The organism is Bacillus sp. NPDC094064 (genome assembly GCF_050279585.1).
In the GTDB taxonomy this organism is placed as follows: Bacteria; Bacillota; Bacilli; order Bacillales; family Bacillaceae_G; genus Bacillus_A.
The window spans coordinates 150,742-176,722 of sequence record NZ_JBNNUI010000011.1 but is presented as its reverse complement, the minus strand read 5'-3'; the positions used below and the strand labels follow the sequence as shown (position 1 = coordinate 176,722).

Here is a 25,981-nt window from a genome sequence, read left to right as displayed (position 1 = left end):
ATTCGCTCGACTTGCATGTATTAGGCACGCCGCCAGCGTTCATCCTGAGCCAGGATCAAACTCTCCAATAAAGTTAGTTTGTCTAGCATCTAAAATAAAAATTGACGTTTCACGTTGTTTGTTTCGTTCAGTTTTCAAAGAACTTGTCCGCCGCTTCAGAAGCAACTTCATCATATTAACATCTTCATTTTTCGATGTCAACTATGTTTTTTAATTTCTTTTTTATCGTTTTCTGCGTTTCCGCATCAGCGACGTTTATTAATATACCATTATGATTTTGAAATAACAAGTATTTTTTATAAAAAATACAAAAAAATTATCCACTCTACTTCCTTCTATAGAAAGAACTATTATCTTTTCTACTAAAAACGAGTATTTCAATTGTATACCAACAGACCCTGATTAACCAAATTGTATTCCACAATAACTTCTCATATTTTCATTCCCTTCTATATTAAAGTTCATAATCATTTACCTCTCTATAGAATAACGATATAAATAACGAATCCCTCACACATTAAAAAGCAACTCGAATGAACACTTTCTTCTCCAACCCACCATTTCACTTTCTACAAATACTAAAATCTCCACAAAAACATTAACTTAAGATTATTGTTAGAATTTTTTTACATTTAATTAATGAAAAATATCCATTTTTTGTTATATAGTAAGAACGTGCCCACAAAACTATAAATATTAATGGAGGAATTATCTTATGGATAGGTTAACAAAGTTTTCATTAAAAAACCGAGCCGCTATTATTATCATGGTTTTTCTCATTTCCGTACTCGGCGTTTATTCCGGCTCTAAATTGCCTATGGAATTTTTACCCAGCATCGATAACCCTGCAATAACTGTCACGACATTATCTCAAGGGCTCGATGCTGAAACGATGACCAAGGAAGTAACTGATCCCCTTGAAAAACAATTTCGTAACTTAGAACATATTGATGGCATCACTTCTTCCACACACGAGGGATTATCACGTATCGACATTGCATATACATCCAAGGCAAATATGAAAGACGCGGCACGCGAAGTCGAAAAAGCAATTAATATGATTAAATTACCTAAAGATGTATCCAAGCCTGTAGTTAGCCAATTAAATACTTCTATGATTCCACTCGCTCAAATTACCATTCAGAAGCAAAACGGATTTTCAAAAGCTGACGAAAAACAAATCGAGAAAGAAATCGTGCCACAACTCGAAAACATTGATGGTGTTGCTAATGTCATGTTTTTCGGAAAATCAACTTCCGAATTATCCATTGTACTTGATCCTAACAAACTAAAAGATAAAAGCGTAACATCAGAGCAAGCATTAAAAGTTTTACAAGGAAAAGAAACCTCCACTCCAGCTGGAGCAATTACCGTTAATAAAGAAGAATACAACCTTCGTGTAATCGGAGATATAAAAAATGTAGATGACATTAAAAATATTACCGTTGCACCTCAAGTAAAATTGCAAGATGTTGCTCAAATTGAACTCAAACAACACTATGATACAATCTCACACATAAACGGAGAAGAAGGCACAGGATTAGTCATCATGAAAGAACCAAGTAAAAATGCGGTGGCAATCGGAAAGGAAATTGATAAAAAAGTTAAGGATTTAAGCAAAGAATATAAAGGTCAGTTTTCTATTAAACTTCTAGCCTCAACTCACGAGCAAGTCGAAAATGCTGTTACTAGTATGGGAAAAGAAGTAATCCTGGGGGCAATTGCCGCAACTCTTATTATCTTAATTTTTTTACGCAGCTTCCGAACGACACTCATCGCTGTCGTCAGTATTCCTTTATCTATTTTATTAACACTCTTTTTACTACATCAATCTAACATCACACTTAACATTTTAACTCTTGGTGGTTTAGCTGTTGCAGTTGGACGTCTTGTCGATGATAGTATCGTTGTCATTGAAAATATTTTCCGCCGTTTACAAAAAGAATCTTTCTCTAAAGATATTATTCTCGATGCAACAAAAGAGGTCGCCGTCGCAATTACTTCTTCTACTTTAACAACGGTCGCTGTTTTTTTACCAATCGGCCTCGTATCAGGAGTAATCGGAAAATTAATGTTACCTATGGTATTAGCAGTTGTATATTCTATCCTTTCTTCTTTAATCGTTGCATTAACAGTTGTTCCACTTATGGCCTTTTTACTACTCAAAAAAACAAAGCATCGCAAGACGAGTTCTTCACCACGATATGTCGCTACATTAAAATGGGCTCTTTCTCATAAATTTATCATTCTACTTACTTCTTTTTTATTATTTGCAGGATCAATCGCCGCCTACATAGTACTACCAAAAGCGAACATAAAGTCTGAAGACGATACAATGCTATCCGTTAATATGACATTTCCAGCCGATTATGATTCTGAATCTCAAAAACAAAAAGCCTTTGATTTCGAGAAGAAACTACTCTCTAATTCCGCTGTCACAGATGTTATTTTACGAATGGGATCAAGCGCAGAAGATGCACAATGGGGACAAACGACTAAAAATAATCTTGCTAGTATATTTGTAGTCTTCAAAAAAGGTTATGACATCGATCAATATATTAAAGAATTAAAAAAAGAACAAAAAGCTTTTGAGCCCGCCGAACTCGAGTATATAAAAACGAGTTATTCAAGCTCTGGCGGTGGCAACAATCTGCAATTTAACGTAACAGCTACTAACGACACGAATTTAAAAAAAGCTGCTAACATCGTCGAAACGAAATTAAAGAGTATGGATACTCTTTCGAAAGTAAAAACGAATTTAGAAGACTCTAAAAAAGAATGGCAAATTCACATTGATCAAACAAAGGCTGAACAACTAGGTTTAACACCAGAATTAGCTGCTCAACAAGTATCCTTCCTTATGAAGAAATCACCTATTGGTGAAATTTCAATCAATAACGAAAAAACTACTATTATGATAGAACACAAAAAGGAAAACATTAATAAACAAGAAGATATTTTAAATACAAACATACTATCACCTATTAACGGACCAATTCCTTTAAAAGACATCGCGACTATTTCAGAAAAACAAACTCAAACAGAAATTTTCCATAAAGACGGAAAAGAAACAATTCAAATTACCGCAGAAGCTTCAAATGAAGATTTAAGTAAAGTAAGCGCAGAAGTAAACAAAGCGATAGCTGACATAGATTTACCTAGCGGCGCAAAAGTAAATATCGCGGGCGCCACTGAATCTATGCAAGAAAACTTTACAGATTTATTCAAAATTATGGGGATTGCAATTGGGATTGTATATTTAATTATGGTTATCACCTTCGGGCAAGCGCGCGCCCCTTTTGCAATCTTATTCTCCTTGCCATTAGCTGCTGTCGGTGGCATTTTAGGATTAATCGTTTCACGAACACCTGTTGATATAAACTCCTTGATTGGTGCATTAATGTTAATTGGAATCGTCGTTACAAACGCTATTGTATTAATAGAAAGAGTGCAACAAAATCGGGAATACGGCATGGAAACAAGAGAAGCCTTACTCGAAGCTGGTTCTACTAGACTACGCCCAATTATTATGACAGCTATTACAACAATCGTTGCAATGCTACCACTCCTGTTCGGTCAATCACAAGCAGGAAGTATGGTATCAAAAAGTCTAGCTGTCGTCGTCATCGGTGGTTTAGCAGTCTCAACTGTCCTTACATTAGTAGTCGTTCCCGTTATGTATGAACTATTAGATAAAATCGGGAGAAAAAGGCGCTCTCGTAGAAAAATAAGCACTTCTACAGAAACACCGGATATTTAAAAGCTAAAGGCGTTATCTTCACGAATGAAGATAACGCCTTTTCTCTACTTACTGATATAATCCATCATTTTTTCCGCATACTGCTCTAGGGATTCACTAGAATCCACAATAAGATATTCACTATTTAACTGTCTTTTGCTACCATGTAACCACTTTTTTAATTTGACTAATCATAATTATTAATCTCTTCTATATCATTTATAGCACCTGTTAACTTCGTTATACACTTAGAAACTGTCGACTTTCCCGCCCCAGGAAGACCTGACATTTGCAGAAAAACAATCCCCCATTCGCACCTATTCAGCTATATAATTAATTACAAATGCAACACTCATTACATTCATTCCTTCTATTATTAAAATACAAAAAACTCCCTACTTATAAATAGAGAGTTCTCCTTTGTAACTTATGCTGCTTTTACCTTCTTCGCCGCTTTACTTTTTCTTTTCGTTCCTGTAAAACGCTTGTGTAATACAGATGCTACAAAACGTGAAATGATATTGAATAGTAATACCATAATAATTAATACAGCGGCAGATTTTGTCGCAATTAACTTCGCATCTGGGATAACCCCTTCAGAATTTAACTTCCAAATGTGAACCGCTAACGTTTCAGCCGGTCTAAATGGATTTAAAGGGTGCGAAGGGCTCGATAAATCCGCTGCTGAATTTAAAATTGGAGATGTTAAACCCGCTGTGTAAATTAATGCTGCCGCTTCCCCGAATATACGACCCGCTGCTAAAATAATCCCTGTAATAATTTGTGGTAATGATGACGGAATAATAATACGAGCGATCGTTTGCCACTTTGTTGCACCTAATCCAAGACTTGCCTCTTTTACATTAGGAGGAACTTCTGAAATCGCATTTTCACAAACACGAGTTAAACCTGGTAAGTTTAAAATAGTTAAAGCAAGAGCACCACCCATTACCGTGTATCCCCAACCTGTCATTGTAACAAACACTAACAAACCGAATAAACCAACAACAATAGAAGGTAAAGATGCCATCGTCTCAATACACAAACGAACAAAACCTAAAAAACGTCCTTGTTTTGCATACTCGGCTAAATATATTCCAGCTCCTAATCCAAGAGGAATAGATATAACAAGCGTTATAACAAGCATGTAGAAGGAATTGAATAACTGCGGACCAATTCCACCACCAGCTCTTGTATTGCTTGGTTCTCCAAACAAGAAATCAGGATCCCAAAATCCCCATCCCTTTTGTAAAATTTCAAACACCAAGAATACTAGCAGAGCTACAACTAAAGCCGCAACTGCGTAAAAGATACCCGTCCAAATTTTATTTACCGTTCTTGCATTCATTATTATCGCTCACCTCTTTGTCCAATCGCTCGAATTACTAAAATAAACAGGAATGAAATAACAAGTAAAATCATCGCTAAAGTCCATAGCGCATTGTTCCAAGCAGTTCCGTTCAATGTATTTGTCATATCCATTGTCAAAATACCTGTTAACGTTGCTGTCGGACTATATATTCCTTCTGGTAATTTAATCGTATTTCCGATTACCATTTGAACCGCTAACGCTTCACCAAAAGCACGCGCTAAACCTAAAACAATACCTGTCAAAATCCCTTTTTTAGCAGCCGGAACAATTACACGGCTAACCGCTTGCCATTTCGTTGATCCTAGACCATAAGAAGCTTCTAAATATTCAAACGGAACAGAGCGGATTGCATCAGAAGCGATACTAGCAATAGTAGGTAAAATCATAATACTTAGTACAATAATACCTGCAATTAAACTAAATCCTACTCCCCCAAATGAATCACGTAATAACGGAACTAAAATCGTAACCCCTAATAATCCGTATACAACTGAAGGAATACCGACTAATAATTCTAAAACAGGCTTCAATACTTTGTTTCCAAACTTTGGCGAAATTAAATTCATGAATATAGCAAGAGCTATAGCAATCGGCGCACTAATAATAACCGCACCTAATGAAACCACTGTTGAACCTACAATAAAAATCAAAGCCCCAAAGCTTCCTTCGTCAGCATTTGGATTCCATTTTGTCGATGTTAACATCTCAGTAAATGAGATACCACTTTGCGTAAAAGATTGGATTCCTTTACCGCAAATAAATGCAATAATAGCTAATGTAATTAAGACAATTAAAATACCACAAAACGTAACAAGTGTTCTTCCTATATATTCACTTTTCACGTAATTAATTTGTTTTTTCCCCTTCATCACAGGACAGACCCCACTTCACAGATTGAAATGAACAGGACTGGCCTTGCAGCCAGCCCCATAAATTTGATTACTTATTTAATTTAGACATTGGAATGTAACCCATATCTTCTACTTGTTTCTCAAAGTCTTTACCTTTTACATAATCAATGTAAGCTTTTGTTGCTTCTTTCGCTTCACCTTTTGTTACCATGTATTCGTAAGACCAGAATGGATATTTACCAGACGAAATATTTTCAACTTTCGGTTCAGCACCATCAATTTTCACTGTTTGTAGCGCACCTTTTTTCTCACCAACCATGTAAGACATTGCTAAATAACTTATTGAGCCTGGCGTAGAATTAATCGCTTGCTCTACTGCACCGTTAGAATCTTGTGTTGTACCAGTTCCATCATTGATTTTCGCATCTTTCATAACTGTCTTTTCAAATGTAGCACGCGTACCAGATGAAGCCGGACGATTAATTACGTTGATTTTTTCATCTTTCCCGCCTACTTCTTTCCAGTTTGTTACTTTTCCAGTAAAGATATCTTGTACTTGTTGTACTGTTAAGTTATCAACTTTTACATCTTTATTTACGACAAGAGCGAATGCAATACCCGCTACCTTGTTATCTACTAGTTCTTTCGCCTTTTCAGCATCTTTTATTTTATCCGAAGACGGAACATCTGAGTTACCAATTTGAACTGCACCAGATGCTACTTGGTTAATCCCAGTCCCACTACCGCCACCTTGAACTTGAATAGAAACTTTTGAATTTTCCTCCATGAATTTCTTTCCAGCTTCCTCCGCAAGAGGCAGAAGAGCTGTAGAACCAGCCGCTGCAATCGTACCTGATAATTCTTGTTTTGCACTATCGCTTCCTTTAGCAGCCTCTTTATCCGTACTTTCTGCTTTTCCACATCCAACTAATGCACCTGCCACAACTAAAGCTGCTAAAGAAAATTTAATACCTTTTTTCATAACCATGTCTTGTACCCCCATTTGGATTATCGCTTTTCGAATTCATTTTCTTTCGAACCTAAATTCATTGTAGGACAACAATATTATGTGAGTGTTAAGCAATTTTTAAGTTTAAGTAAATAGAGGTAACAGTCCGTAAAAGCTAGACATTCCAACATTTATAGTTAAAAAAGCCAACAAAACCCACATTAAACATGAAGTATTGTAAATTTAATCTTAACAATGTAAATCTAATGTAAATAACTTTCTATATTTTGCCCTTTAGCTTAAAAATATATTTACAATTTCGCTCTCTTTTTCATTTTTACACCCTTACTTTATTTACATTAAAAAGAATTTCAGTAATATTTTTTAGTACAACTAAATAAATTGGAACAATTCTAAAAATAATTGAATATTTTTAAAGTACTAATTGACAGCATTATTCAATGTGGTCTACTATATTACTAACAAAAAGTTTACCTAAGGAAACTTTTTAAACTAACACTAAAAATATAGAGATGAGGTAACTTTTATGGTATCGGCTAATACTAAACCTCTTTCCGATTTTAAAACAGGGGAATTTGTACAAATTGAGAAGATACAATTAGAAGGAACTATGAAACGACGTTTATTGGATTTAGGATTTATTCCTGGGGCAACGATTAAAGTATTACAGCGCAGTCCACTTGGCGATCCAGTCGCTTATCAAGTAAGTAACACAACGATCGCACTGCGTAAGGAAGAGAGCTCCCTTATTTTCGGGATATTAATAGGAGATGATTTCAGATGAGCAAACATCGTATTGCTTTAGCTGGTAACCCGAATACCGGGAAAAGTACATTATTTAATACTTTAACAGGCTTAAAACAACATACTGGAAACTGGACGGGAAAAACTGTTTTAAAAGCTGAAGGGGAATATGAACATAACGGAAGTAATTATACATTAATAGATTTACCCGGAACTTACTCACTGTATTCAAATTCTGCAGATGAAGAAGTAGCAAGGGATTATATTATATTTGAAAAGCCAGAAGTAACTGTAGTCGTTGTAGACGCAACTGCTATGGAAAGAAACTTAAATTTAGCACTCCAAGTGATGGAAATGACAAGCAACGTAGTCATTTGTATTAACTTAATTGATGAAGCCGAGAAAAAAGGTATCGTTATTGATGAAAAGAAATTAGCAAAATCACTCGGTGTACCTGTAGTTAAAATTTCAGCTCGTAACCGAGTAGGTATTGGTCATTTGCTAAACGTCATCGCTAAAGTGGCAAATAGAAAGCTAATTCCAACACCAATTAAAGTTACTTATAGTGAAAAAATCGAAAATATGATTCGAGAATTAGAACCACAAATTTATAAAGTATTCGGTGATACGTATCCAGCACGTTGGATTGCATTACGTATATTAGATGGAGATAAAAATTTCTTAACTGCACTTCAAAAACACCATAACGAACCACTTGTAAGGGAGGTCATAATCAATGGAATCTCACTCAGCCAGTAAAGCTCTTCCATTAGACTATATTATTCAACACGCTCAAACACTTTCAAAAGAAGATATACGAGATGATATTGTCGGAGATATTTATCGAACATCTGCGAGTATCTGTAAAGAATCTGTTCAATATACAAATACTGATAAATTGTATCGTTCTGAGAAACTAGATAAAATTTTTACATCTCCAATCTGGGGATTCCCAATCATGCTAGGTATTTTATCTATTATTTTTTATCTTACAATTGCAGGTGCTAACGTACCTTCTGATATGATTGCTGAGTTCTTTGGATGGGCAGAAGGATATTTAACATCTTGGTTCCAAGCAATGCATGCACCTGAATGGTTACATGGCATTTTAATACTTGGTTTATTCCGTGGTATCGGTGCTGTCATTAGCGTTATGTTACCACCTATGGCAATCTTTTTCCCCATGTTCGCACTATTAGAAAACTACGGATACTTACCACGTGTCGCGTTTAATATGGACCGCTTGTTTAAACGATCTGGCGCACATGGTAAACAATCTTTAACGATGGCAATGGGATTTGGTTGTAACGCCGCAGCTATTATGTCAACACGTATTATTGAATCACCACGTGAGCGTATGCTTGCTATCTTAACAAACAACTTTGTTCCATGTAATGGACGCTGGCCTACATTAATTTTAATGGCTTCATTATTTATGGCTGCTGGATATACAGGTAGCATGCAAACACTTGTTACTGCCGGCGTTGTAGTTGGAATGGTTGTAATTGGTGTTATTATGACATTAACCGTCTCTTGGGTACTATCAAAAACAGCTTTAAAAGGCGTTCCAACTCACTACACACTTGAATTACCACCATACCGTAAGCCAAAAGTTTGGAATACCATAGTTCGTGCAACACTCGATAAATCAGTCTATGTTTTAAAGCGAGCTATAGTTGTAGCTGCCCCTGCAGCTGCATTAACTTGGTTACTTGCTAATATTTTCGTCGGTGACACAAGCCTACTTATGTATTTCGTAAACTTCCTAGATCCATTCGCTAAAATGCTAGGACTTGACGGCTTTATTCTAGCTGCATTCATTCTTGGGTTACCCGCTAATGAAATTGTTATCCCGATTTTATTAATGTCCTACTTATCAACTGGAGCTTTAACTGAAATAGATGATTTTAATCAGATCAAAAATCTATTCTTAGAAAATGGTTGGACTTGGTTAACAGCATTAAACACAATGTTGTTCTCACTTCTTCATTTCCCATGCGGAACAACACTAGTTAACATATATAAAGAAACAAAAAGTGCGAAATGGACATTCTTATCGTTTGCAATCCCTACCGTAATCGCCATTGTTGTTACATTCCTCACTACACAATTGGTACATTGGTTAGGGCTTGTATAAACAAAGCATATGTGAAGGTATCCCCCTTCACATATGCTTTGCGTAAAAGAAACCTGAAATTATTCAGGTTTCTTTTTTTGCACATCAGTATTCCAAGGCTGTGCTCCATACGTTGTAATTTTTTTATGAATGAAGTATATAGCTCCTGGAAGAACCGCCATTAATATCGTGCAACTAATTCCTAATCCAGTAAACAACTTACATCACCTTATTTCACTCTCTTCGGTAACGCCGAACCTGAATGTTCAATTGTTGGATGAACATGAACAGTAATTTCAGCATTACTAAAATAATTTTCGCCTTGATCCCAATTCTTACTTATTTTTTTCCACTCTTTATAGTTATGCCGTTTATATACCTCTCCTAGTTCTAAAACATCCACCTTATATTTTTTTTGAACAAGTCGTATTGACTTTTCAATACGCTTCTTCATTTCCTTTGAAATCTCTTTCGCTAAAAGGTTTTCATTCATCACTTGTTTCGGTTCATTAAAATGCAACTCAGCTAATGTCCCTTCTGTAGATAGATAAATATCAAACTTCGGTTTTGTAGCATTTGTCGTAGACACCTTAATCTTTCGGCGCAACTTATGAATTTCATATGTAATTAGCTGATCTTTTTTACGAACAGTAAAGAAACCTCCAATTTTTTTACCTATTATATAGTTCATCCCTAATGTTTGTTCCCCACTCAAAGTTCCAACACATTTATTATCCTTTCCACGGAACAATGCTGCTCCTTCCATTTGCACCCCTTGTTTCGTTAGCCCTAAAAGAGGTAATGCGAAGCTTCGGTTTGCGATCATTTTCCCCTGTACTACACCAATTCTTGCAGCCTCAATCATTTCCGCATTTTTCGGAGGATGTTCAGCTAACATATCAATATACTGAGCCGGTAAATTTTCAGGTTTTGCACTCTGCTTTAAAAGAGCTTCTGCCTTTTTCTCAGAAACAAACAAACGAATATTTCTTCTCATTTCATGATCGCGAATGTATACATCTAATGTATTTTGCAAAACATGTGGATTCGCCAGTAATTCTTCCGAAAAAATAATCACTTGTATATGCGGAAAAAATAATGTTCGACTAATTTTTGTAGCAATAATTCTTATTTGCTCAAAGACACTATCTGCTTTCGCACTTACGTTAATATAATTTTTACTATCTCCCCCCCCTTGTCCACCTTGTTGCGACAATTTACTCGGGAGTACCATTTGATACGTCCCTTTCATAATCGGATTCGATTTCTTCTCCTTCACAATATCGTAGGCCGCACCTACTACAAATCCTCTTTCTTCTATTTCTTCTAGTTCAGAGCACCCACTTATACATCCAGCTAAAACCATAACCATTATAATTTTAAGAAGGTTTTTCATTTCTACCATTCCTTCTTTTTATTTTATATACAATAAAAACTAACAAAGGCGCTAACACAACAAAACCCATATCTATCCAAGCTAAATAAGTTCCGTAATTTGACAACGTATTTAAATTACCCGGCAACATATTCACCATAAAAATCATAGGAGCACTCACGAAAATGAAAATATGCTTCTTCACTTTCGGAAACATAGCACAAAACAACAAAGAAGCTACGTCATAATACATTGCAGTAGTGTTATAAATAGTAATAATCCAAGTCGTAAAAAAAATCGCATCAAATCTTTCTAAAAAACCTCCTCCAATTTCAATTTCTTTTCCTAATTCAATTGTTGGATACGTTAATCCACGGGTTGTCATATATGTAAAGACACTAATACAAGTTACATAAATTAAAATGTACGACAGCACGTTTACCATCACTGCTTTTGCAACTGCCATTGGTGCTTTTTTCGCTGTCTTATCGTTCAACATCACAGCATAAAACAGAGCTACCTCAAATCCAATAAACGTAAAAATAGAATTTTTAACTCCTACAGCATATTGAGTGACGCCCGTTTGAAAAGCTGGAAATAAATTATTTATTTCCATTAAATTTATATTCAATAAAGAAAGAAGTACTATCGCAATTAAAACAATAGGTAAGAACATAACATTTAACCGTAAGAAAGCTGCTCTCGATCCTGCTATTCCATAAATAACAACTAATAAGAAAAAGAAAGACAGTAGCTGTACGGGCGTATCACTAAATAAATATGTTTGTGAAATAATTGCAATCATTCGCGATTCATACGCTGTCAAAGCAGCAAACGTTAATACTAAAATGCTACTAATTGTGTATGCAACAGGCTTCGTCAAATGTGTACTTGTATATTGAACAAAGTTTTGCTTTGGGAATAAAATAGCCACCCTCGTTACAAACCAACCTAAAACCGCACATATCAATCCACCCAAAAGCAAAATAATCCAACCGTCCGAAAATAAAGTTTGATTGGCAATATCCCTTGGCATAGACAATGCACCTATTCCAATAATCGTCGACGATACTGCAAATCCAATTTCCCGAGATCCAATTTCTTCATCGCCATACTCAAATGGTTTCAATTATTCTCGCTCCTTTGGACGTATTGTAGAATCCTTCGTTTGCAAGTACTCTGGTCTCTCTTTCAACATTGATTTTGGCAAACGAACAATTTCTTCTTTCCAATCTTTATAAAACGCAGGAGCAATCGGAGTTGTATACGGTACACCAACGCTTGTTAAATTCGTAATATGAACACCAAGTGCGATAAGAGCTAGAATAATTCCATACAATCCAAAAGCCGTTGCAGCTAATACGAAGACGAACAGCAAAATCCGAAACGTAATCGTAATACTATATACAGGCAGTGAGAACGTAGCAATTGCAGTAACTGCAATAATAATGACTAAAAATGGATTTACAATCCCGGCATTCACCGCAGCTTCTCCAATTACAAGCCCCCCCACGATACCAATCGTTTGTCCCATCGGCTTTGGTAATCTAATTCCAGCCTCCCGTATTAACTCCATCGTTAATGCCATCATTAACGTTTCAATATAGGCTGGAAACGGAACACCTTCTCTTGCTCCAGCAATTGAATAGGCTAATTTAGATGGAATCAGCCCTTGGTGATATGAAACGAGCGCTACATATGTTGCTGGCAACAAAACTGCCATTATGCCAGAAATCATTCGTAAAACTCTCAATAACGTCCCAATCACCCAGCGCTCGTAATGGTCTTCTACCGATTGAAAAATATCAACAAATACGAGCGGTGCAATAAGAGCAAACGGTGATCCGTCTACTAAAATAGCCGCCTTTCCTTTCGCTAATGAGGCCACAATATTGTCAGGCCTTTCTGTATTCAAAAACTGCGGAAATGGCGATAGGTTATTGTCTTGAATTAATTGTTCAATCGTACCCGTCTCAAAAATAACATCTGTCACTATTGATTGAAGGCGCCGATCTAGTTCTTTTACAATATAAGGGTTAATAATATCTTCTATATATACTAGGGTTACTTCTTTCTGTGATCGCTTCCCCATAATATAAGATTGAAACCGCAACTTCGGATCACGTAAACTACGGCGAATTAGCATTTTATTCACATTAATATCTTCATTTAATCCAACTCTCGGTCCACGGATTAAATCTTCTGTCACTGGAGGTTCTAGACTTCTTTTCTCCCAAGCCCTACTATTAACAACGATAGCAGTCTGATTATTATCGATTAAAATAACCGTATCTCCTGCTAAAATTGCATTCATAATATCTGGAAATGTTGTCTTTACACTCACTTCCGCGATAGAAATAAAACGATCCAATAACGTTTGAACAACAGCTGCTTCATTTGGAATTTCTTCGTATTGCAGTGTACGAATTACATATTTATAAACATTATCCTTGTCTGTTAATCCACATAAAAAAACAACTGCACAACGTGTAAAACTACCAGCAAGAGCGACTTCTCTAATTGTTAAATCATTAGGTGAACCTAACTCATCCCTAATTTCTTTCATAACTTCAAACAAGTTACCTTTTAACTCTAACAATTCCCCCACCTAACTTCCTTTTCAACAAGTTTTTAGTTAGATTCCACTAATAGAAGCAAATATATACAAAAAAGAGCTATCTCTTTTCAAAGATAGCTCTCATACATGAATTATTTTTCTACTATTATATTCTCTCTTTATAGATACACTTTTCGTAAATTCACTAACTACAAATATCACAACAAGATTAATTAACAATGCGACTATATGCCCAGCCACTTCCTCCTAAAAATGTGAATGTCGTATAAATTTCTCCTGCCATAAGAAGAAAGACGAAGATTGTTCCAAACCCTCTTCCTCCAACTGACCATTGTTCTAAATTCATATCTTTTCCATGCTGCGCCCGAATCCCTAAAAAGAGTACCACAAATAAAAATAAAATAATGATAAGTAGTGCTGTCATTTTATATCCCCTTATTAGCAGAATCGAATACGTACACAAGTCCCATACAAAGAGAGGTAATGAATACCGATAATAATACCCAAAATAATAAAAATGCCATCCCGAGTACGTAAGGAGTGACCGAATTTGCAAATACTGGTCCAACTACTAAACAAAGAACTGGAATAAGCGCTAGCACGTGTAGTGTCTTCATCTCATTTATTTATGAAATTCATAATGGATGATACAAAGACTTCCACTCCAATTGGCAATGCGTCTTCATCAATCGTAAAACGAGGATGATGGTGAGGATATATAATTCCTTTCTCTTTATTTCCTGCTCCGATAAAAAAGAATGTCCCTGGTGCCTTTTGTAAAAACGCGGAAAAATCTTCCCCAGCCATCGTCGGCTGTAAACGAGTAACTCGTTCCCTTCCATAAAGCTGTAATGCTGTTTGCTCTATAAGCTCTGTAACTTCATAATCATTTACTACTGGTCGATATCCATATTCATACGAAAACGTATATTTCGCTCCGTAAGCCTCCGTCACATGCTTCACAATCCGTTCGATCCTTTTCTCTGTTTCTTCTCGCAACTCATGCCTTAAACTCCGTACTGTCCCTTCAATCTCCGCTTGTTCTGGAATCACATTATGGGTTGTCCCAGCATGAAATTGCGTAACAGATACTACGAGAGAATCTAACGGATTCGTGAGACGAGATACAATTTGCTGAAGTTGCGAAACGACTTGTGCACCGATTGCAATACTATCAACCGTTTCATGAGGGATTCCAGCATGTCCACCTTTTCCTTCTATCGTAATTTTAAAAACATCTGGTGCAGCCATTGCAGGGCCATAAATTACACCTACTTTCCCAACCTCTAACGACGCCCAAAGGTGAGCACCAATAATATAATCTACCCCCTCCATTACACCTGCTGTGACCATCTCCTCTGCACCACCTGGAAAATTTTCTTCAGCATGTTGGAATAGAAAACGAATCTCCCCTTTAACCTTCTCTCTTTCTTCTACTAACTTATGTACGACCCCAAGTAATATCGCCATATGTCCATCGTGGCCGCACGCATGCATCACACCTGAATATGTAGAAATAAAATCAAACTCATTTTCTTCATGAATAGGAAGAGCATCCATATCGGCACGAACCGCAATTGTTTTACCAGGTTTCTTACCGATTAACTTTGCCATTACACTATATTTAGTAGGCCTTGATACTTCTAAATGCGGGACATTCCGAAGTATATCGAATACAAATTGAGATGTTTTTTCTTCTTGAAAAGATAACTCTGGATACTTATGAAAATGCCTTCTCCACTCAATCAACTGATTCTTTGACAAAACAAGTTCCTTTGCAACATCCATTTCTCATCTCCCCTTCTTCACCAAGTTAAATGTTATTATAGCGTGAATCACTTTCACTTAAAAGAATATTCCGAATTTTCAGTAATGATATTATAAAATAAAAAGGCATCCTTAGATGACTTTTTATTTTTTATAATATAGTAATTGCTTGTTTCCCCATTTGCTCCCAAGCTTTCTCAAATTCTGCTCGTGGAACAGCGAAACGCGGATTGTTTTTTAGAGGATCATTTACATATACAAAGTTTTGATCATATCCAACCACTACTACACTGTGCTCATAATATGTAATTTTCACTTCTCCTGAACCCGTATTCCATGTTTCAAAACTACTTTCAGCTAGCGGCTTAAACGTCGTATTAATAATGACCCACACTGGTGAACCAGAACTAATTACTTTATATAAATCTTGCACGTCTCTACCCGTTAAATTAAGTACTTTTTCAGGAATATATTTTTCTGCTAAATTAAAAATCGGTTGATTATATACGCCATATCCAGGTTCAGATTTCGTATAAATGTTACCAACAAATCCTTCATAAGGGTTGCCTTTCAATCCATTCTGTTCGAATGGGACGCGATGGATCTCACTAGCAAGTTGCATCTTATCTATTTGAATACCGTTATATTGTAATAACATAGCTAAACTTGTCACTTCGCATCCTCGAGGTAATTCTGGTAACTGTTTTATGAATGGTACATTTTCAATCATTGCCGCTTCTTTCATTTCAGACATGAAATCTAATCGTATTTGTTGCACTTTTTGCATAATTTTATCTTTCCCTACAAAAAAAGCTACGCATAATATTATACCGAGAACAAAAATATATTTTAACTTTTTCACCATTAACCAAACTCCATTATATCAATTATTTTTAAGACGTAACTTCTCTCATTGTACCTTTCTTCTCACTAGTTTGCTAGAAAGATTATGTAAATTATCATTCATATCTATATCGTTATAAAATTCCAATTATTTTTAACAAAAAGAAAAATGATGTGTTTTTTCGTAATTTTTTGCTAAAATCAAAATTATTAACGTAGTGACGATATCACCTTGTTAATACACATTCTTATTGTATTTAGTCATAGTTCTTTTTTGCATACTTCTTTCATTACATTTGTTAGTTCAACTTTCATTCCAGATTAGAGAATCGCTCTTTATTGCGGCATTCCATTTCTGATTATTTTTTACATTTTATACTAAGTTAAATATAAAAAAGTTGTCACATTTGAACAGCAACGAACTATCACACGCGAAATAAACTAAATATACAAAATATTCAGCTATCTTCCTTATGATAAGATAGCTTTTTTCTATTTCTTGGATATCTTGGTATAACTTTATTTATCTTAAAATTTTCACAATCACGCTTTTCTCTGGAAAATAGTTTACAATGTAATCAAGTTACAAATGATATTCACCTTAAAAAGTGTGCATTTGTGTCTATTTTTTAACAATATCACAAAAACTATTGCCTTCTATAAATTAATAGGTTTATATTGTTTTATTGGCATAGTTTCAATCCAAGGAGAAAGGAGATTTTCAATCGTGCAACTAAAGAAAGCGTTTTGGAAGTTGGCTTCGCTTCTTCCGTTATCATTACTTCTGTTCCTCGGTGGCTGTGATAAGAAACTCGCAGTATTAAATCCGCAAGGACCTGTTGCAAAAGCACAATATGATTTAATTATTTGGTCATTCGTGCTTATGTCGTTAATTATCGCAATTGTATTCATCTTGTTTACAGTCATCTTGATCCGTTATCGTGAAAAACCAGAGAATATGGACTATGAGCCACCTGATCAACACGGTAACACATTATTAGAAATCATTTGGACGCTTGTTCCTGTTATTATCGTTATCGCATTATCGATTCCAACAGTTAAAGCAACTTATGCTTCGGAAGAGGTTCCGGAAGAGTCCAAACATATTAAACCAGTTGAAATTTATGTTACATCTGCAAACTGGAAATGGTTATTTAGTTACCCGGAGGAAAAAATTGAAACCGTTAACTATTTAAACATCCCAGCTGGTGTACCAATTCAATTTAAGCTTACTTCTGTAGGTCCAATGAATGCTTTCTGGGTTCCAGAACTTGGTGGTATGAAGTACACTATGGACGGCATGATTATGGATTTATATTTACAAGCTGATAAGCCTGGCTCTTACCTAGGCCGTAGTGCGAACTTCTCTGGTGAAGGATTCACTCACATGGAGTTCGAAGTTGAAGCAAAAACAAAAGAAAAGTATGACAAGTGGGTTAAAGAAGTACAAGAAACTGCTCCTAAACTAACAGAAGATAAGTACAACGAAATTGTTAAACCTGGTGTAGTTGGTCGTATGACGTTCTCTAGTCATCACTTAAGTTATGTAGATCCAAAATCACTTGAATATTGTGATTACAACTACTACAAAAACAAAAAATAATAGCTATTATTCCAACAGATTGGAGTGAACACAGTGAAGCTTGATGAATTCTTTGTCACAGGTGACCCGATTATTTACGGTGCAGACGCTTCTATCGTCCTTGTGACATTAGCAATCATTTTCGTACTAACAAAGTATAAAAAATGGAAATGGCTTTGGGACGAATGGTTAACAACTGTTGATCATAAAAAAATCGGAGCCATGTATATTATTTCTGCGGTTATCATGTTATTCCGTGGTGGTATGGACGGTTTAATGATCCGTGCTCAATTAACATTCCCGGAAACAACTTATTTAAACGCTGAACACTATAACGGAATCTTTACAACACATGGTACAGTTATGATTCTTTTCATGGCAATGCCATTCGTTATGGGATTAATGAACCTTGTAGTACCGTTACAAATTGGTGCTCGTGACGTTGCATATCCGTTCTTAAATGCTTTAAGTTTCTGGTTATTCTTTGTCGGAGCAATGTTATTCAACATCGCTTTCGTAATCGGTGGTTCTCCAGACGCTGGGTGGACTTCTTACTTCCCAATGGCAGGTACAGAGTTTACTTCTGGTGTAGGAAATAACTTCTACGCAATTGCATTACAGATATCCGGTCTCGGTACGTTAATGACAGGTATTAACTTCCTAGTTACGATCTTAAAAATGCGTACACCTGGTATGACTTTAATGAGAATGCCAATGTTTACTTGGTCAATCTTAATTACAACAGTCATCATTATTTTCGCTTTCCCAGTATTAACAGTTGCTCTTGCATTAATGACATTTGACCGTCTATTCGATGCTCACTTCTTTACGATGGCGAGCGGCGGTATGCCAATGTTATGGGCCAACCTATTCTGGGTATGGGGTCACCCTGAAGTATATATCGTTATTTTACCGGCATTCGGTATTTTCTCTGAAATCATTAGTACATTCTCACGTAAACGTCTATTCGGTTACAGTGCGATGGTATACTCAATGGTTGCAATTTCTTTACTAAGTTTCGTCGTATGGCTTCACCACTTCTTTACGATGGGTGCAGGTCCAGCGGTTAACTCATTCTTCTCGATTTCGACAATGGCGATTTCGATTCCAACCGGGGTTAAGATCTTTAACTGGTTGTTTACACTGTATAAAGGACGTATTCGTTTTACAGTTCCAATGCTTTGGTCATTGGCATTTATTCCAAACTTCGTAGTCGGTGGGGTTACAGGGGTTATGCTTGGTATGGCAGCAGCTGATTATCAGTACCATAACAGCTACTTCCTAATCGCTCACTTCCACTACGTATTAATCGCAGGTACAGTATTCGCTATGCTTGCTGGATTCACATTCTGGTATCCAAAAATGACAGGTCATATGTTAAATGAACGCCTAGGTAAATGGACATTCTGGATCTTTATGAGCGGATTTAACATCTGTTTCTTCCCAATGTACTTCTTAGGTTTAGACGGTATGACTCGTCGTATGTACACTTACTCTGAAAGCCTTGGATGGGGTTGGTTGAACCAAATCGCATCTGTCGGCGCAGTAATGATGGGTATCGGATTCGTACTTCTTTGTTACAACGTAATTTGGAGTGCACGCCACGGTGAGCGTGACACAACTGGAGATCCATGGGATGGCCGTACGCTTGAATGGGCAACTCAATCTCCTGTACAACATTACAACTTCGCGAAACTTCCTGAAATTAAAGAAGCTGATGCTTTCTGGTTCATGAAAAAACGCGGAGAAACAGTTACACCAACAGCAGAAGAATTAAAACCAATTCACATGCCAAGTAACTCTGGCGTGCCTATTATTGCGTCTTTATTCTTCGGTCTTGCAGGTTTTGCATTAGTATTTAGCTGGTTCTGGATTGCAGCAATCGGCGGCGTTGGTATTTTAGCTTGCTTAATCTATCGTTCATTCGATTATGACGATGGTTACTACGTAAGTGTTGATGAAATTAAAGAAACAGAACATATAGCATGAGAGGTGAAATGACATGGCGGCTTTAGATAAAAGCTTACCTTTGGAATATCAATCCGAACAAAGCAGATTGAACATCCTAGGATTCTGGATTTTTCTTGGGGCTGAAATTATGCTGTTCGCAACACTTTTCGCCTCTTATCTAGTCCTTGCTGGTCGTACGGCAGATGGCCCAACACCAGCGCAACTGTTTGAACTTAAAACACTTTTAATTCAAACAATACTACTTTTAACAAGTAGTTTCACATGTGGTATCGTAATTCACGAAATGCGTAAGCATAACCAAAAAGCAATGCTTGGATGGTTCATCCTTACATTACTTTTAGGCGCAGGCTTCCTATTCTTCGAAATTGAAGAATTTATTTTGTACGTTGGTGAAGGCGCAACAATTCAAACAAGTGCTTTCTTATCTGGATTCTTCGTTCTTCTTGGAACGCACGGTGCCCACGTAACAGGTGGTATCATCTGGGCGACTTGTGTTATTATCCAAATTTTAAAACGAGGTTTAACACCAGTTACAGCTCGTAAAGTATTTATTATCAGCTTATACTGGCATTTCCTTGATCTTGTTTGGGTCTTTATTTACACACTAGTTTACTTGAACGGGATGGTGGCATAAATGAGTCAACATAACAATCAAGCAAACAGTCATGCGCATAGCGGATTCCCATGGTCACACGTTTTCGGATTTATTTTATCGCTTGCACTAACGTTTCTAGCGTTATACGTGGCACTTTACACAACCCTGCCACTTTCAACGATTTTAACAACTATCATCATAATGGCAGTTGCGCAAGCGTTGTTACAATTAATTATGTTCATGCACTTAAAAGAAGGAGAAGGAAGAATTCAAGTTCTTACAATGATATACAGTTTCTTCGTTGCAGCAGCAACAGTTGGTTTAACTGTATGGATTTTCTTCTCAATGTAATTTGCATGAAAAAGACTGCTGAGGAATCTCAGCAGTCTTTTTTTATCCCCTCTCCTATTACATCCACATTACGGAATTTTCAACAGAATCATGAAATATATACTTATTATGACAAATGTTAAGAAAACTCTTTCTTTATGAAATCGAATCCATATGCGTTGCTTTTCTTCCTATTATATGGCTAAATAGGTACTATATTTATTTGAAGGGAGAGAACGCAATGGAACATCACACTTCTGTTCTATCACTTATGGTTGTCGTTGCAATCGCGTTTTTCGTTCCCCTTTTGTTACAACGCTTTAAATTAAAAGCACTTCCTGTCGTTGTTGCAGAAATTATCGCAGGAATCTTTGTAGGTAAAAGTGGATTTAACATCATTGAGCCAGATATGTGGCTTCAAGTCTTATCAACACTAGGATTTATCTTCCTAATGTTCTTAAGTGGTTTAGAAATTGACTTTTCGATCTTTAAGCAAAAAGGGAAAAAGAATACGACAAACGAACCAAATACATTCCAAGCAGCTAGCATGATCTTCTTATTTATTTTCATCTTATCTTACGCCCTATCATTATTATTCGTATGGCTAGGATTTGTAGACAATGCAATGTTCATGACTTTAATTATTTCAACTATTTCTTTAGGTGTTGTCGTGCCAACATTAAAAGAAAATAACTTAGGAAAAACGGCAATCGGACAAATCATTTTATTAGTCGCTGTTATTGCTGACTTAGTTACAATGATTTTACTCGCTGTATTCGTCGGATTACATTCCGAAAGCGGTCAAAGCATGTGGCTTCTACTTCTTCTATTCGGCGCTGGTATTGTCATTTACTTTGTCGCAAGACGCTTCAAAAACATTCCATACCTAGAAAACTTAAAAGCCGGTAGTGTACAAATTGATACACGAGCTGTTTTTGCACTCATTTTAATATTAGTTGGTTTATCTGAATCTGTTGGGGCAGAAAATATTTTAGGTGCCTTCTTAGCAGGTGTACTCGTATCGTTATTATCACCAAATGAAGATATGGTAGAAAAACTTGATTCCATCGGATATGGTTTCTTCATCCCCATTTTCTTCGTAATGGTTGGTGTAAATCTAGAAGTTTGGTCTATTTTCAAAGAACCTTCAAGTATGCTAATGATTCCAATATTAATTGTAGGACTATTTATCTCAAAACTATTACCATCACTCGTTTTACGAAAATGGTATCCACGTAATATCGTACTCGGAAGTGCCATCCTATTAACATCAACACTTTCTTTAGTTATTGCGGCTGCACAAATCGGTGAAAAATTAGAGATCATTAGTCCAAGTTTATCAGCTTCTCTTATTTTAAGTGCAGTTATTACTTGTATTTTTGCACCTATATTATTTAAAAAGATGTTCCCAAAAGTAGAAACACCAAAACCAAAAGTATCTATTATTGGTGCGAGCAGAATTACCCTTCCGCTATCGCTTGATTTAAAACGAGAAGACTATGACGTAACGCTATATATGATACGCCAAAATAAACTAAATGATGAGGAAGCGACATCCCATGACTTCCCTATCGTTAAACTTGATGAAATGACAATTGAATCATTAACTGAACAAACAGCCTTTGATGCAGATCGTGTTGTTGTTGCAACAAGCGATGATGGGCAAAACTTATTATTAGCAGAACATGCAAAAGAGCTAGGTGTTGAACATGTCATTGCAAGCGTAGAAGATCCACTTCTACAAGAAAAAGCAACGCAAGAACATATTGCAGTATTCTCAACAATTAACTCTACACGTATTTTATTACGTGCCCTTATTGATAAGCCAAGTCTCGTTCGTTTAATTACAACAGCGAATGAAACAGTACGTGAAGTTGAACTGCGTAGCAATACATATAACGGTGTTGCACTACGTCGCCTTCCGTTTTTAGGTGATGTACTCGTCATTCAAATTTATCGCGGCAATAAAGCATTAATACCGCACGGTGATACGAGACTCCAACACGGTGATACTTTACTTGTAACAGGTTCAAAAGAACATATCGATACATTGAAAAGCATATTAGAATAAAAAAATGCCCCTCATATAATTGAGGGGCATTTTTTAAAGTTCCATATGGTAAAATGTTACTATCATATATTATGGGGATGGATCACATTATGTCTATTGCAACTTTAGCTCTATTATTATTAGCGGAAGTACTCGTCGCCATTATTCTCATCGGTATTAGTATTGAAATTTGTAGTTACGGCTGGAAGAAATCAAATGGAGTCAAATACACTTGTCTCTTCCTTTCCCTCCTTCTTGGAACCGCTAGCATACTCGGACTTTTCGCTGCACCAGCCTACTTCTTTATACAACTAACCGAAAAAAGCTTATAAGAAAGGATGTTAATATGATTACCGTGAAAAATATTGATGGGTCTGAAACTTACGTATTACGTCAAAAAATTTTGCGACCGAGTCAAACATTAGCAGATTGTAAATATTCTTCTGACTTCGAAGTAAACACTTTCCACTTAGGCGCTTTTGTAAACGATGAACTGATTAGTATTGCTTCCTTCTCAAAAGAAATATATCCTTCCTTACCAGCTGGTAGCCATTATCGACTACGTGGAATGGCTACATTACCAAAATTTCGAAACAAATACGCTGGAAGCTCCTTAATCCAGAAAGCTGAGCAAATCTTACAAGAGCGTAACGCAAACATTTTATGGTGTAATGGCCGAATTACTGTAGCTGACTATTACAAACGATTAGGTTTCCACGAACATGGTGAAATCTTTGAAATTGAACCGATTGGCCTTCATAAAGTTCTGTATAAAAAAATATAAGCAAAGCTTTCCTCAATGCAGGAAAGCTTTGCTTATATTTCAATCTTCACTTTTTATCCTTTTCATATATATGTATATAAACAAACTAGGAACTGAAAAACAAGCAAACATAATAAGTGCTGTTATACTAATTTCCTTTATTGAAATATCTGGTGTTACAATGATACAAATAGCTAAAATCCCAATCACAACACCTACCGGAATGAATAATAACTTCATGAAATAACGACGCGATACTCCTCCTGTATGCTCATACACTTCCACTGAATTTTTTAAATTTAAAAAGTTAATAACTACTATCCCGCCCATAAATACCATTAATAAATCCGAAACACTTTCATATCCCGCTCCTTGCAAGACATAGCGATAAAAAACAATACCTAGTATGACAATATTTTGTAAGACGAAAGCTAATCTAATATGTTTTAATCCCTCAATCATTAAACGTTCATCTTTCACGATTTTCACCCTATCCCCCCTGTTCCTCCCAAAATAAATCATTCAATGTTTTGTCTACCGCATAACAAATTTTCAAACATAAATCTAAAGACGGATTGTATTTCCCCTTTTCAATTAAACTAATCGTTTGCCTTGTAACGCCTACTTTTTCTGCTAACTGTTGCTGTGTTAAATCTAACTGAACACGCGCGACTTTTATTTTACTTACAGCCATTCATGCTCCTCCTCTACATTAATTGTAACATATATATTCCATTAAGTAATTTATAATTTGCGTAATGATTTAAGTTTCACCTTATTATACACAAAAAAGGGCCTCTCATAAGAAGCCCCCTCTCCTATATCTATACTATAAGAATAAATGACATCCAAATAAAATTGTAAATAAGTATAGTAACGGATGTACTTCCATCCCTTTCCCTTTCACAATCTTTAAGACTGGATACACTAAAAATCCAATTGCAATTCCATTCGCAATACTAGACGTTAACGGAATACCTACGAAGATTAAAAATGCTGGTAATGCATCTTCAAACTCATTCCAATTAATATCACGTATACTTTGCGCCATTAAACTACCTACAATAATTAATGAAGGAGCTGTAATAGCAGCTACACTTGATAAAGACGCAATAACAGGACTGAAAAATGCCGTTATAATTGTTAGTCCAACAACCACAATACCTGTTAATCCAGTTTTACCACCTGCAGCAATACCCGCTGATGATTCAATCGTCGCTGCTGTTGGGCTTGTTCCAAAGATAGAGCCTGTCGTTCCGCCAATCGCATCTGCGATAAATGCTTTACCAAAACGCTTCTCCGTATTATCTGTAATTAAACCTGCTTGTTTAATTAAACCGAGTAATGCACCTGTCGTATCAAATAAAAGCACAAGTAAAAATGAAAATACAACACCATACAATCCGTATTCAACTACATCTGAAAATGCATTGATTGGATTTGAAACGATAATTCCTTCTGGTAAATGAGGCATCGCAACAATTTTATCAGCAAACTTCAGTTGCCCTGTAAAGAAGGCGATAACTCCTGTCACAAGCATACTAATAAATAATGCACCACTCACACGTAATGTCATTAATACCGCCGCTAAAATTAAACCAATTAAAGTTAATATAACGGCTGGAGAATGAAAATCACCAATCGTCACTAAATTAGATGGATGATCCACGATAATTCCAGAAAGGCGTAATCCAATGAACGCAATAAATAGCCCAATTCCACCTGCAATTGCATGCTTTAAACTATCAGGAATTGCAACAATTAGCTTTTGCCTAAATGAAGTGAAAGATAATAAAAGAAAAATGATACCTGTTACAAATACTGCTGAAAACGCAATGACATATGTAATCCCCTCTGCCTGTTGAACAACAGAATAGGCAAAATATGCATTCATTCCCATAGCTGGAGCAATAACGATTGGATAGTTAGCTAAAAACGACATACATAGCGTCCCAATAACTGTCGCAATAATAGTTGCCGTAAAAGCTTGATCAAATGGTACACCTGCATCAGATAATATTTTCGGATTGATGACAAGAATATACGCAAATGTAAAAAAAGTTGTGATGCCAGCTAAAAGCTCTTGCTTCACAGAAGTGTTATATTTTTGTAATTGAAACATGCTTATGTACCCTTCCTACATCTGAATTATTATTACATATTCTTTTCTTACTAGTATGTGAGAAAATATAATACTTAATCTTAACAATCAATAAAAAGAAGAGTCAATATATTCTCTAATAGTGAGAATTTTAAGTTTAAGTCTGACAAGTTCAGATATAGTACAGTTCTTTATGATTATTTTTGTAGCATAACAGATAGAAATGTTTTATAA

Annotated in this window: 24 protein-coding genes, 1 rRNA gene and 2 pseudogenes; 12 read left to right on the top strand and 15 right to left on the bottom strand. The window is 36.0% G+C overall.

The features are described from left to right. Positions 1-71, bottom strand: a 16S ribosomal RNA gene (locus tag ACQKNI_RS22510); the annotation flags it as partial. Between the two features lie 644 nt (positions 72-715). On the opposite strand from ACQKNI_RS22510, the gene ACQKNI_RS22505 reads away from it, so the two are divergent. Continuing rightward, positions 716-3,760, top strand: coding sequence for an efflux RND transporter permease subunit (locus tag ACQKNI_RS22505; RefSeq protein WP_088232592.1), 3,045 nt, complete (start codon positions 716-718; stop codon positions 3,758-3,760). Positions 3,761-4,166: 406 nt separating this feature from the next. Here the strand turns inward: ACQKNI_RS22505 and pstA are convergent, their stop codons facing one another. The 3 genes from pstA to ACQKNI_RS22490 all read right to left on the bottom strand — a co-directional run bounded on the left by pstA (position 4,167) and on the right by ACQKNI_RS22490 (position 6,950). Then, entirely contained in the window at positions 4,167-5,087 is a 921-nt protein-coding gene (pstA, locus tag ACQKNI_RS22500; protein ID WP_088232591.1) for a phosphate ABC transporter permease PstA, read from the bottom strand. 2 nt (positions 5,088-5,089) lie between these two features. Further along, the gene (gene pstC, locus ACQKNI_RS22495) at positions 5,090-5,980 is read right to left on the bottom strand and encodes a phosphate ABC transporter permease subunit PstC (protein WP_140417490.1); all 891 of its coding nucleotides are present in this window, start codon (positions 5,978-5,980) and stop codon (positions 5,090-5,092) included. Between the two features lie 70 nt (positions 5,981-6,050). Then, the gene (locus ACQKNI_RS22490; RefSeq protein ID WP_088232589.1) at positions 6,051-6,950 is read right to left on the bottom strand and encodes a phosphate ABC transporter substrate-binding protein PstS family protein; all 900 of its coding nucleotides are present in this window, start codon (positions 6,948-6,950) and stop codon (positions 6,051-6,053) included. A 508-nt stretch (positions 6,951-7,458) separates the two neighbouring features. On the opposite strand from ACQKNI_RS22490, the gene ACQKNI_RS22485 reads away from it, so the two are divergent. From ACQKNI_RS22485 to ACQKNI_RS22475, 3 genes are read left to right on the top strand one after another with little or no spacing between them, the layout of a single operon-like run. Further along, positions 7,459-7,716 carry a FeoA family protein gene (locus ACQKNI_RS22485; RefSeq protein WP_088232588.1) on the top strand — a complete coding sequence of 86 codons (258 nt, stop codon included), beginning with the start codon at positions 7,459-7,461 and terminating at the stop codon, positions 7,714-7,716. Further along, on the top strand, positions 7,713-8,435 hold the full coding sequence (locus ACQKNI_RS22480) for a FeoB small GTPase domain-containing protein (protein ID WP_088232587.1): 723 nt from the start codon (positions 7,713-7,715) through the stop codon (positions 8,433-8,435). The genes ACQKNI_RS22485 and ACQKNI_RS22480 overlap by 4 nt, the downstream gene beginning before the upstream one ends. Next, a complete protein-coding gene (locus tag ACQKNI_RS22475) occupies positions 8,413-9,813 on the top strand; it encodes a nucleoside recognition domain-containing protein (RefSeq protein ID WP_088232586.1) in 1,401 nt (466 codons plus the stop codon). The genes ACQKNI_RS22480 and ACQKNI_RS22475 overlap by 23 nt, the downstream gene beginning before the upstream one ends. A 59-nt stretch (positions 9,814-9,872) precedes the next feature. Here ACQKNI_RS22475 and ACQKNI_RS22470 read toward each other — a convergent pair whose 3' ends face one another. From ACQKNI_RS22470 to ACQKNI_RS22435, 8 genes and pseudogenes are all read right to left on the bottom strand, one after another. Further along, the gene (locus ACQKNI_RS22470) at positions 9,873-10,010 is read right to left on the bottom strand and encodes a hypothetical protein (protein ID WP_000493986.1); all 138 of its coding nucleotides are present in this window, start codon (positions 10,008-10,010) and stop codon (positions 9,873-9,875) included. An 11-nt stretch (positions 10,011-10,021) separates the two neighbouring features. Beyond that, positions 10,022-11,188, bottom strand: a complete 1,167-nt coding sequence (locus ACQKNI_RS22465) for a Ger(x)C family spore germination protein (protein ID WP_140417489.1) — start codon at positions 11,186-11,188, stop codon at positions 10,022-10,024. Then, positions 11,172-12,296 (bottom strand): spore germination protein GerLB, encoded by a 1,125-nt coding sequence (gene gerLB, locus ACQKNI_RS22460; RefSeq protein WP_088232584.1) that lies wholly within the window; start codon positions 12,294-12,296, stop codon positions 11,172-11,174. Before gerLB ends, ACQKNI_RS22465 begins: the two co-directional genes overlap by 17 nt. Further along, the gene (gene gerLA / locus ACQKNI_RS22455; protein ID WP_098253309.1) at positions 12,297-13,775 is read right to left on the bottom strand and encodes a spore germination protein GerLA; all 1,479 of its coding nucleotides are present in this window, start codon (positions 13,773-13,775) and stop codon (positions 12,297-12,299) included. Positions 13,776-13,965: 190 nt separating this feature from the next. Beyond that, a pseudogene (locus ACQKNI_RS22450) lies at positions 13,966-14,169 on the bottom strand (sodium:solute symporter family protein); the annotation flags it as partial. A gap of 1 nt (position 14,170) precedes the next feature. Beyond that, on the bottom strand, positions 14,171-14,362 hold the full coding sequence (locus ACQKNI_RS22445; protein ID WP_088232583.1) for a DUF3311 domain-containing protein: 192 nt from the start codon (positions 14,360-14,362) through the stop codon (positions 14,171-14,173). 1 nt (position 14,363) lies between these two features. Further along, a complete protein-coding gene (locus ACQKNI_RS22440; protein ID WP_088232582.1) occupies positions 14,364-15,533 on the bottom strand; it encodes an amidohydrolase in 1,170 nt (389 codons plus the stop codon). Between the two features lie 130 nt (positions 15,534-15,663). Then, positions 15,664-16,377 (bottom strand): C39 family peptidase, encoded by a 714-nt coding sequence (locus ACQKNI_RS22435; RefSeq protein WP_170952784.1) that lies wholly within the window; start codon positions 16,375-16,377, stop codon positions 15,664-15,666. 261 nt (positions 16,378-16,638) lie between these two features. On the opposite strand from ACQKNI_RS22435, the pseudogene ACQKNI_RS22430 reads away from it, so the two are divergent. The 8 genes and pseudogenes from ACQKNI_RS22430 to ACQKNI_RS22395 form a co-directional block, all read left to right on the top strand. Further along, positions 16,639-16,800: pseudogene (locus tag ACQKNI_RS22430) on the top strand (amino acid permease); the annotation flags it as partial. Between the two features lie 282 nt (positions 16,801-17,082). After that, positions 17,083-17,958 carry a cytochrome aa3 quinol oxidase subunit II gene (locus ACQKNI_RS22425; RefSeq protein ID WP_088232581.1) on the top strand — a complete coding sequence of 292 codons (876 nt, stop codon included), beginning with the start codon at positions 17,083-17,085 and terminating at the stop codon, positions 17,956-17,958. 33 nt (positions 17,959-17,991) lie between these two features. Then, complete coding sequence (qoxB, locus tag ACQKNI_RS22420) at positions 17,992-19,926, top strand: cytochrome aa3 quinol oxidase subunit I (RefSeq protein WP_140417488.1); 1,935 nt, start codon at positions 17,992-17,994, stop codon at positions 19,924-19,926. A gap of 13 nt (positions 19,927-19,939) precedes the next feature. Continuing rightward, positions 19,940-20,542, top strand: coding sequence for a cytochrome aa3 quinol oxidase subunit III (gene qoxC / locus ACQKNI_RS22415; protein WP_088232579.1), 603 nt, complete (start codon positions 19,940-19,942; stop codon positions 20,540-20,542). Continuing rightward, the gene (gene qoxD, locus ACQKNI_RS22410) at positions 20,543-20,854 is read left to right on the top strand and encodes a cytochrome aa3 quinol oxidase subunit IV (RefSeq protein ID WP_088232578.1); all 312 of its coding nucleotides are present in this window, start codon (positions 20,543-20,545) and stop codon (positions 20,852-20,854) included. A 220-nt stretch (positions 20,855-21,074) separates the two neighbouring features. Continuing rightward, positions 21,075-22,904, top strand: a complete 1,830-nt coding sequence (locus ACQKNI_RS22405; RefSeq protein ID WP_088232577.1) for a monovalent cation:proton antiporter family protein — start codon at positions 21,075-21,077, stop codon at positions 22,902-22,904. 53 nt (positions 22,905-22,957) lie between these two features. Then, on the top strand, positions 22,958-23,215 hold the full coding sequence (locus ACQKNI_RS22400) for a DUF4022 family protein (RefSeq protein WP_140417487.1): 258 nt from the start codon (positions 22,958-22,960) through the stop codon (positions 23,213-23,215). A 14-nt stretch (positions 23,216-23,229) separates the two neighbouring features. Then, a complete protein-coding gene (locus ACQKNI_RS22395) occupies positions 23,230-23,667 on the top strand; it encodes a GNAT family N-acetyltransferase (RefSeq protein WP_088232576.1) in 438 nt (145 codons plus the stop codon). 39 nt (positions 23,668-23,706) lie between these two features. On the opposite strand, the gene ACQKNI_RS22390 is transcribed toward ACQKNI_RS22395, so the two are convergent. From ACQKNI_RS22390 to ACQKNI_RS22380, 3 genes are all read right to left on the bottom strand, one after another. Then, a complete protein-coding gene (locus ACQKNI_RS22390) occupies positions 23,707-24,135 on the bottom strand; it encodes a hypothetical protein (RefSeq protein ID WP_088232575.1) in 429 nt (142 codons plus the stop codon). A gap of 1 nt (position 24,136) precedes the next feature. Further along, positions 24,137-24,340, bottom strand: coding sequence for a helix-turn-helix transcriptional regulator (locus tag ACQKNI_RS22385; protein ID WP_088232574.1), 204 nt, complete (start codon positions 24,338-24,340; stop codon positions 24,137-24,139). A 135-nt stretch (positions 24,341-24,475) separates the two neighbouring features. Continuing rightward, positions 24,476-25,768, bottom strand: a complete 1,293-nt coding sequence (locus ACQKNI_RS22380) for an NCS2 family permease (RefSeq protein ID WP_088232573.1) — start codon at positions 25,766-25,768, stop codon at positions 24,476-24,478. Positions 25,769-25,981: the final 213 nt, after the last annotated feature.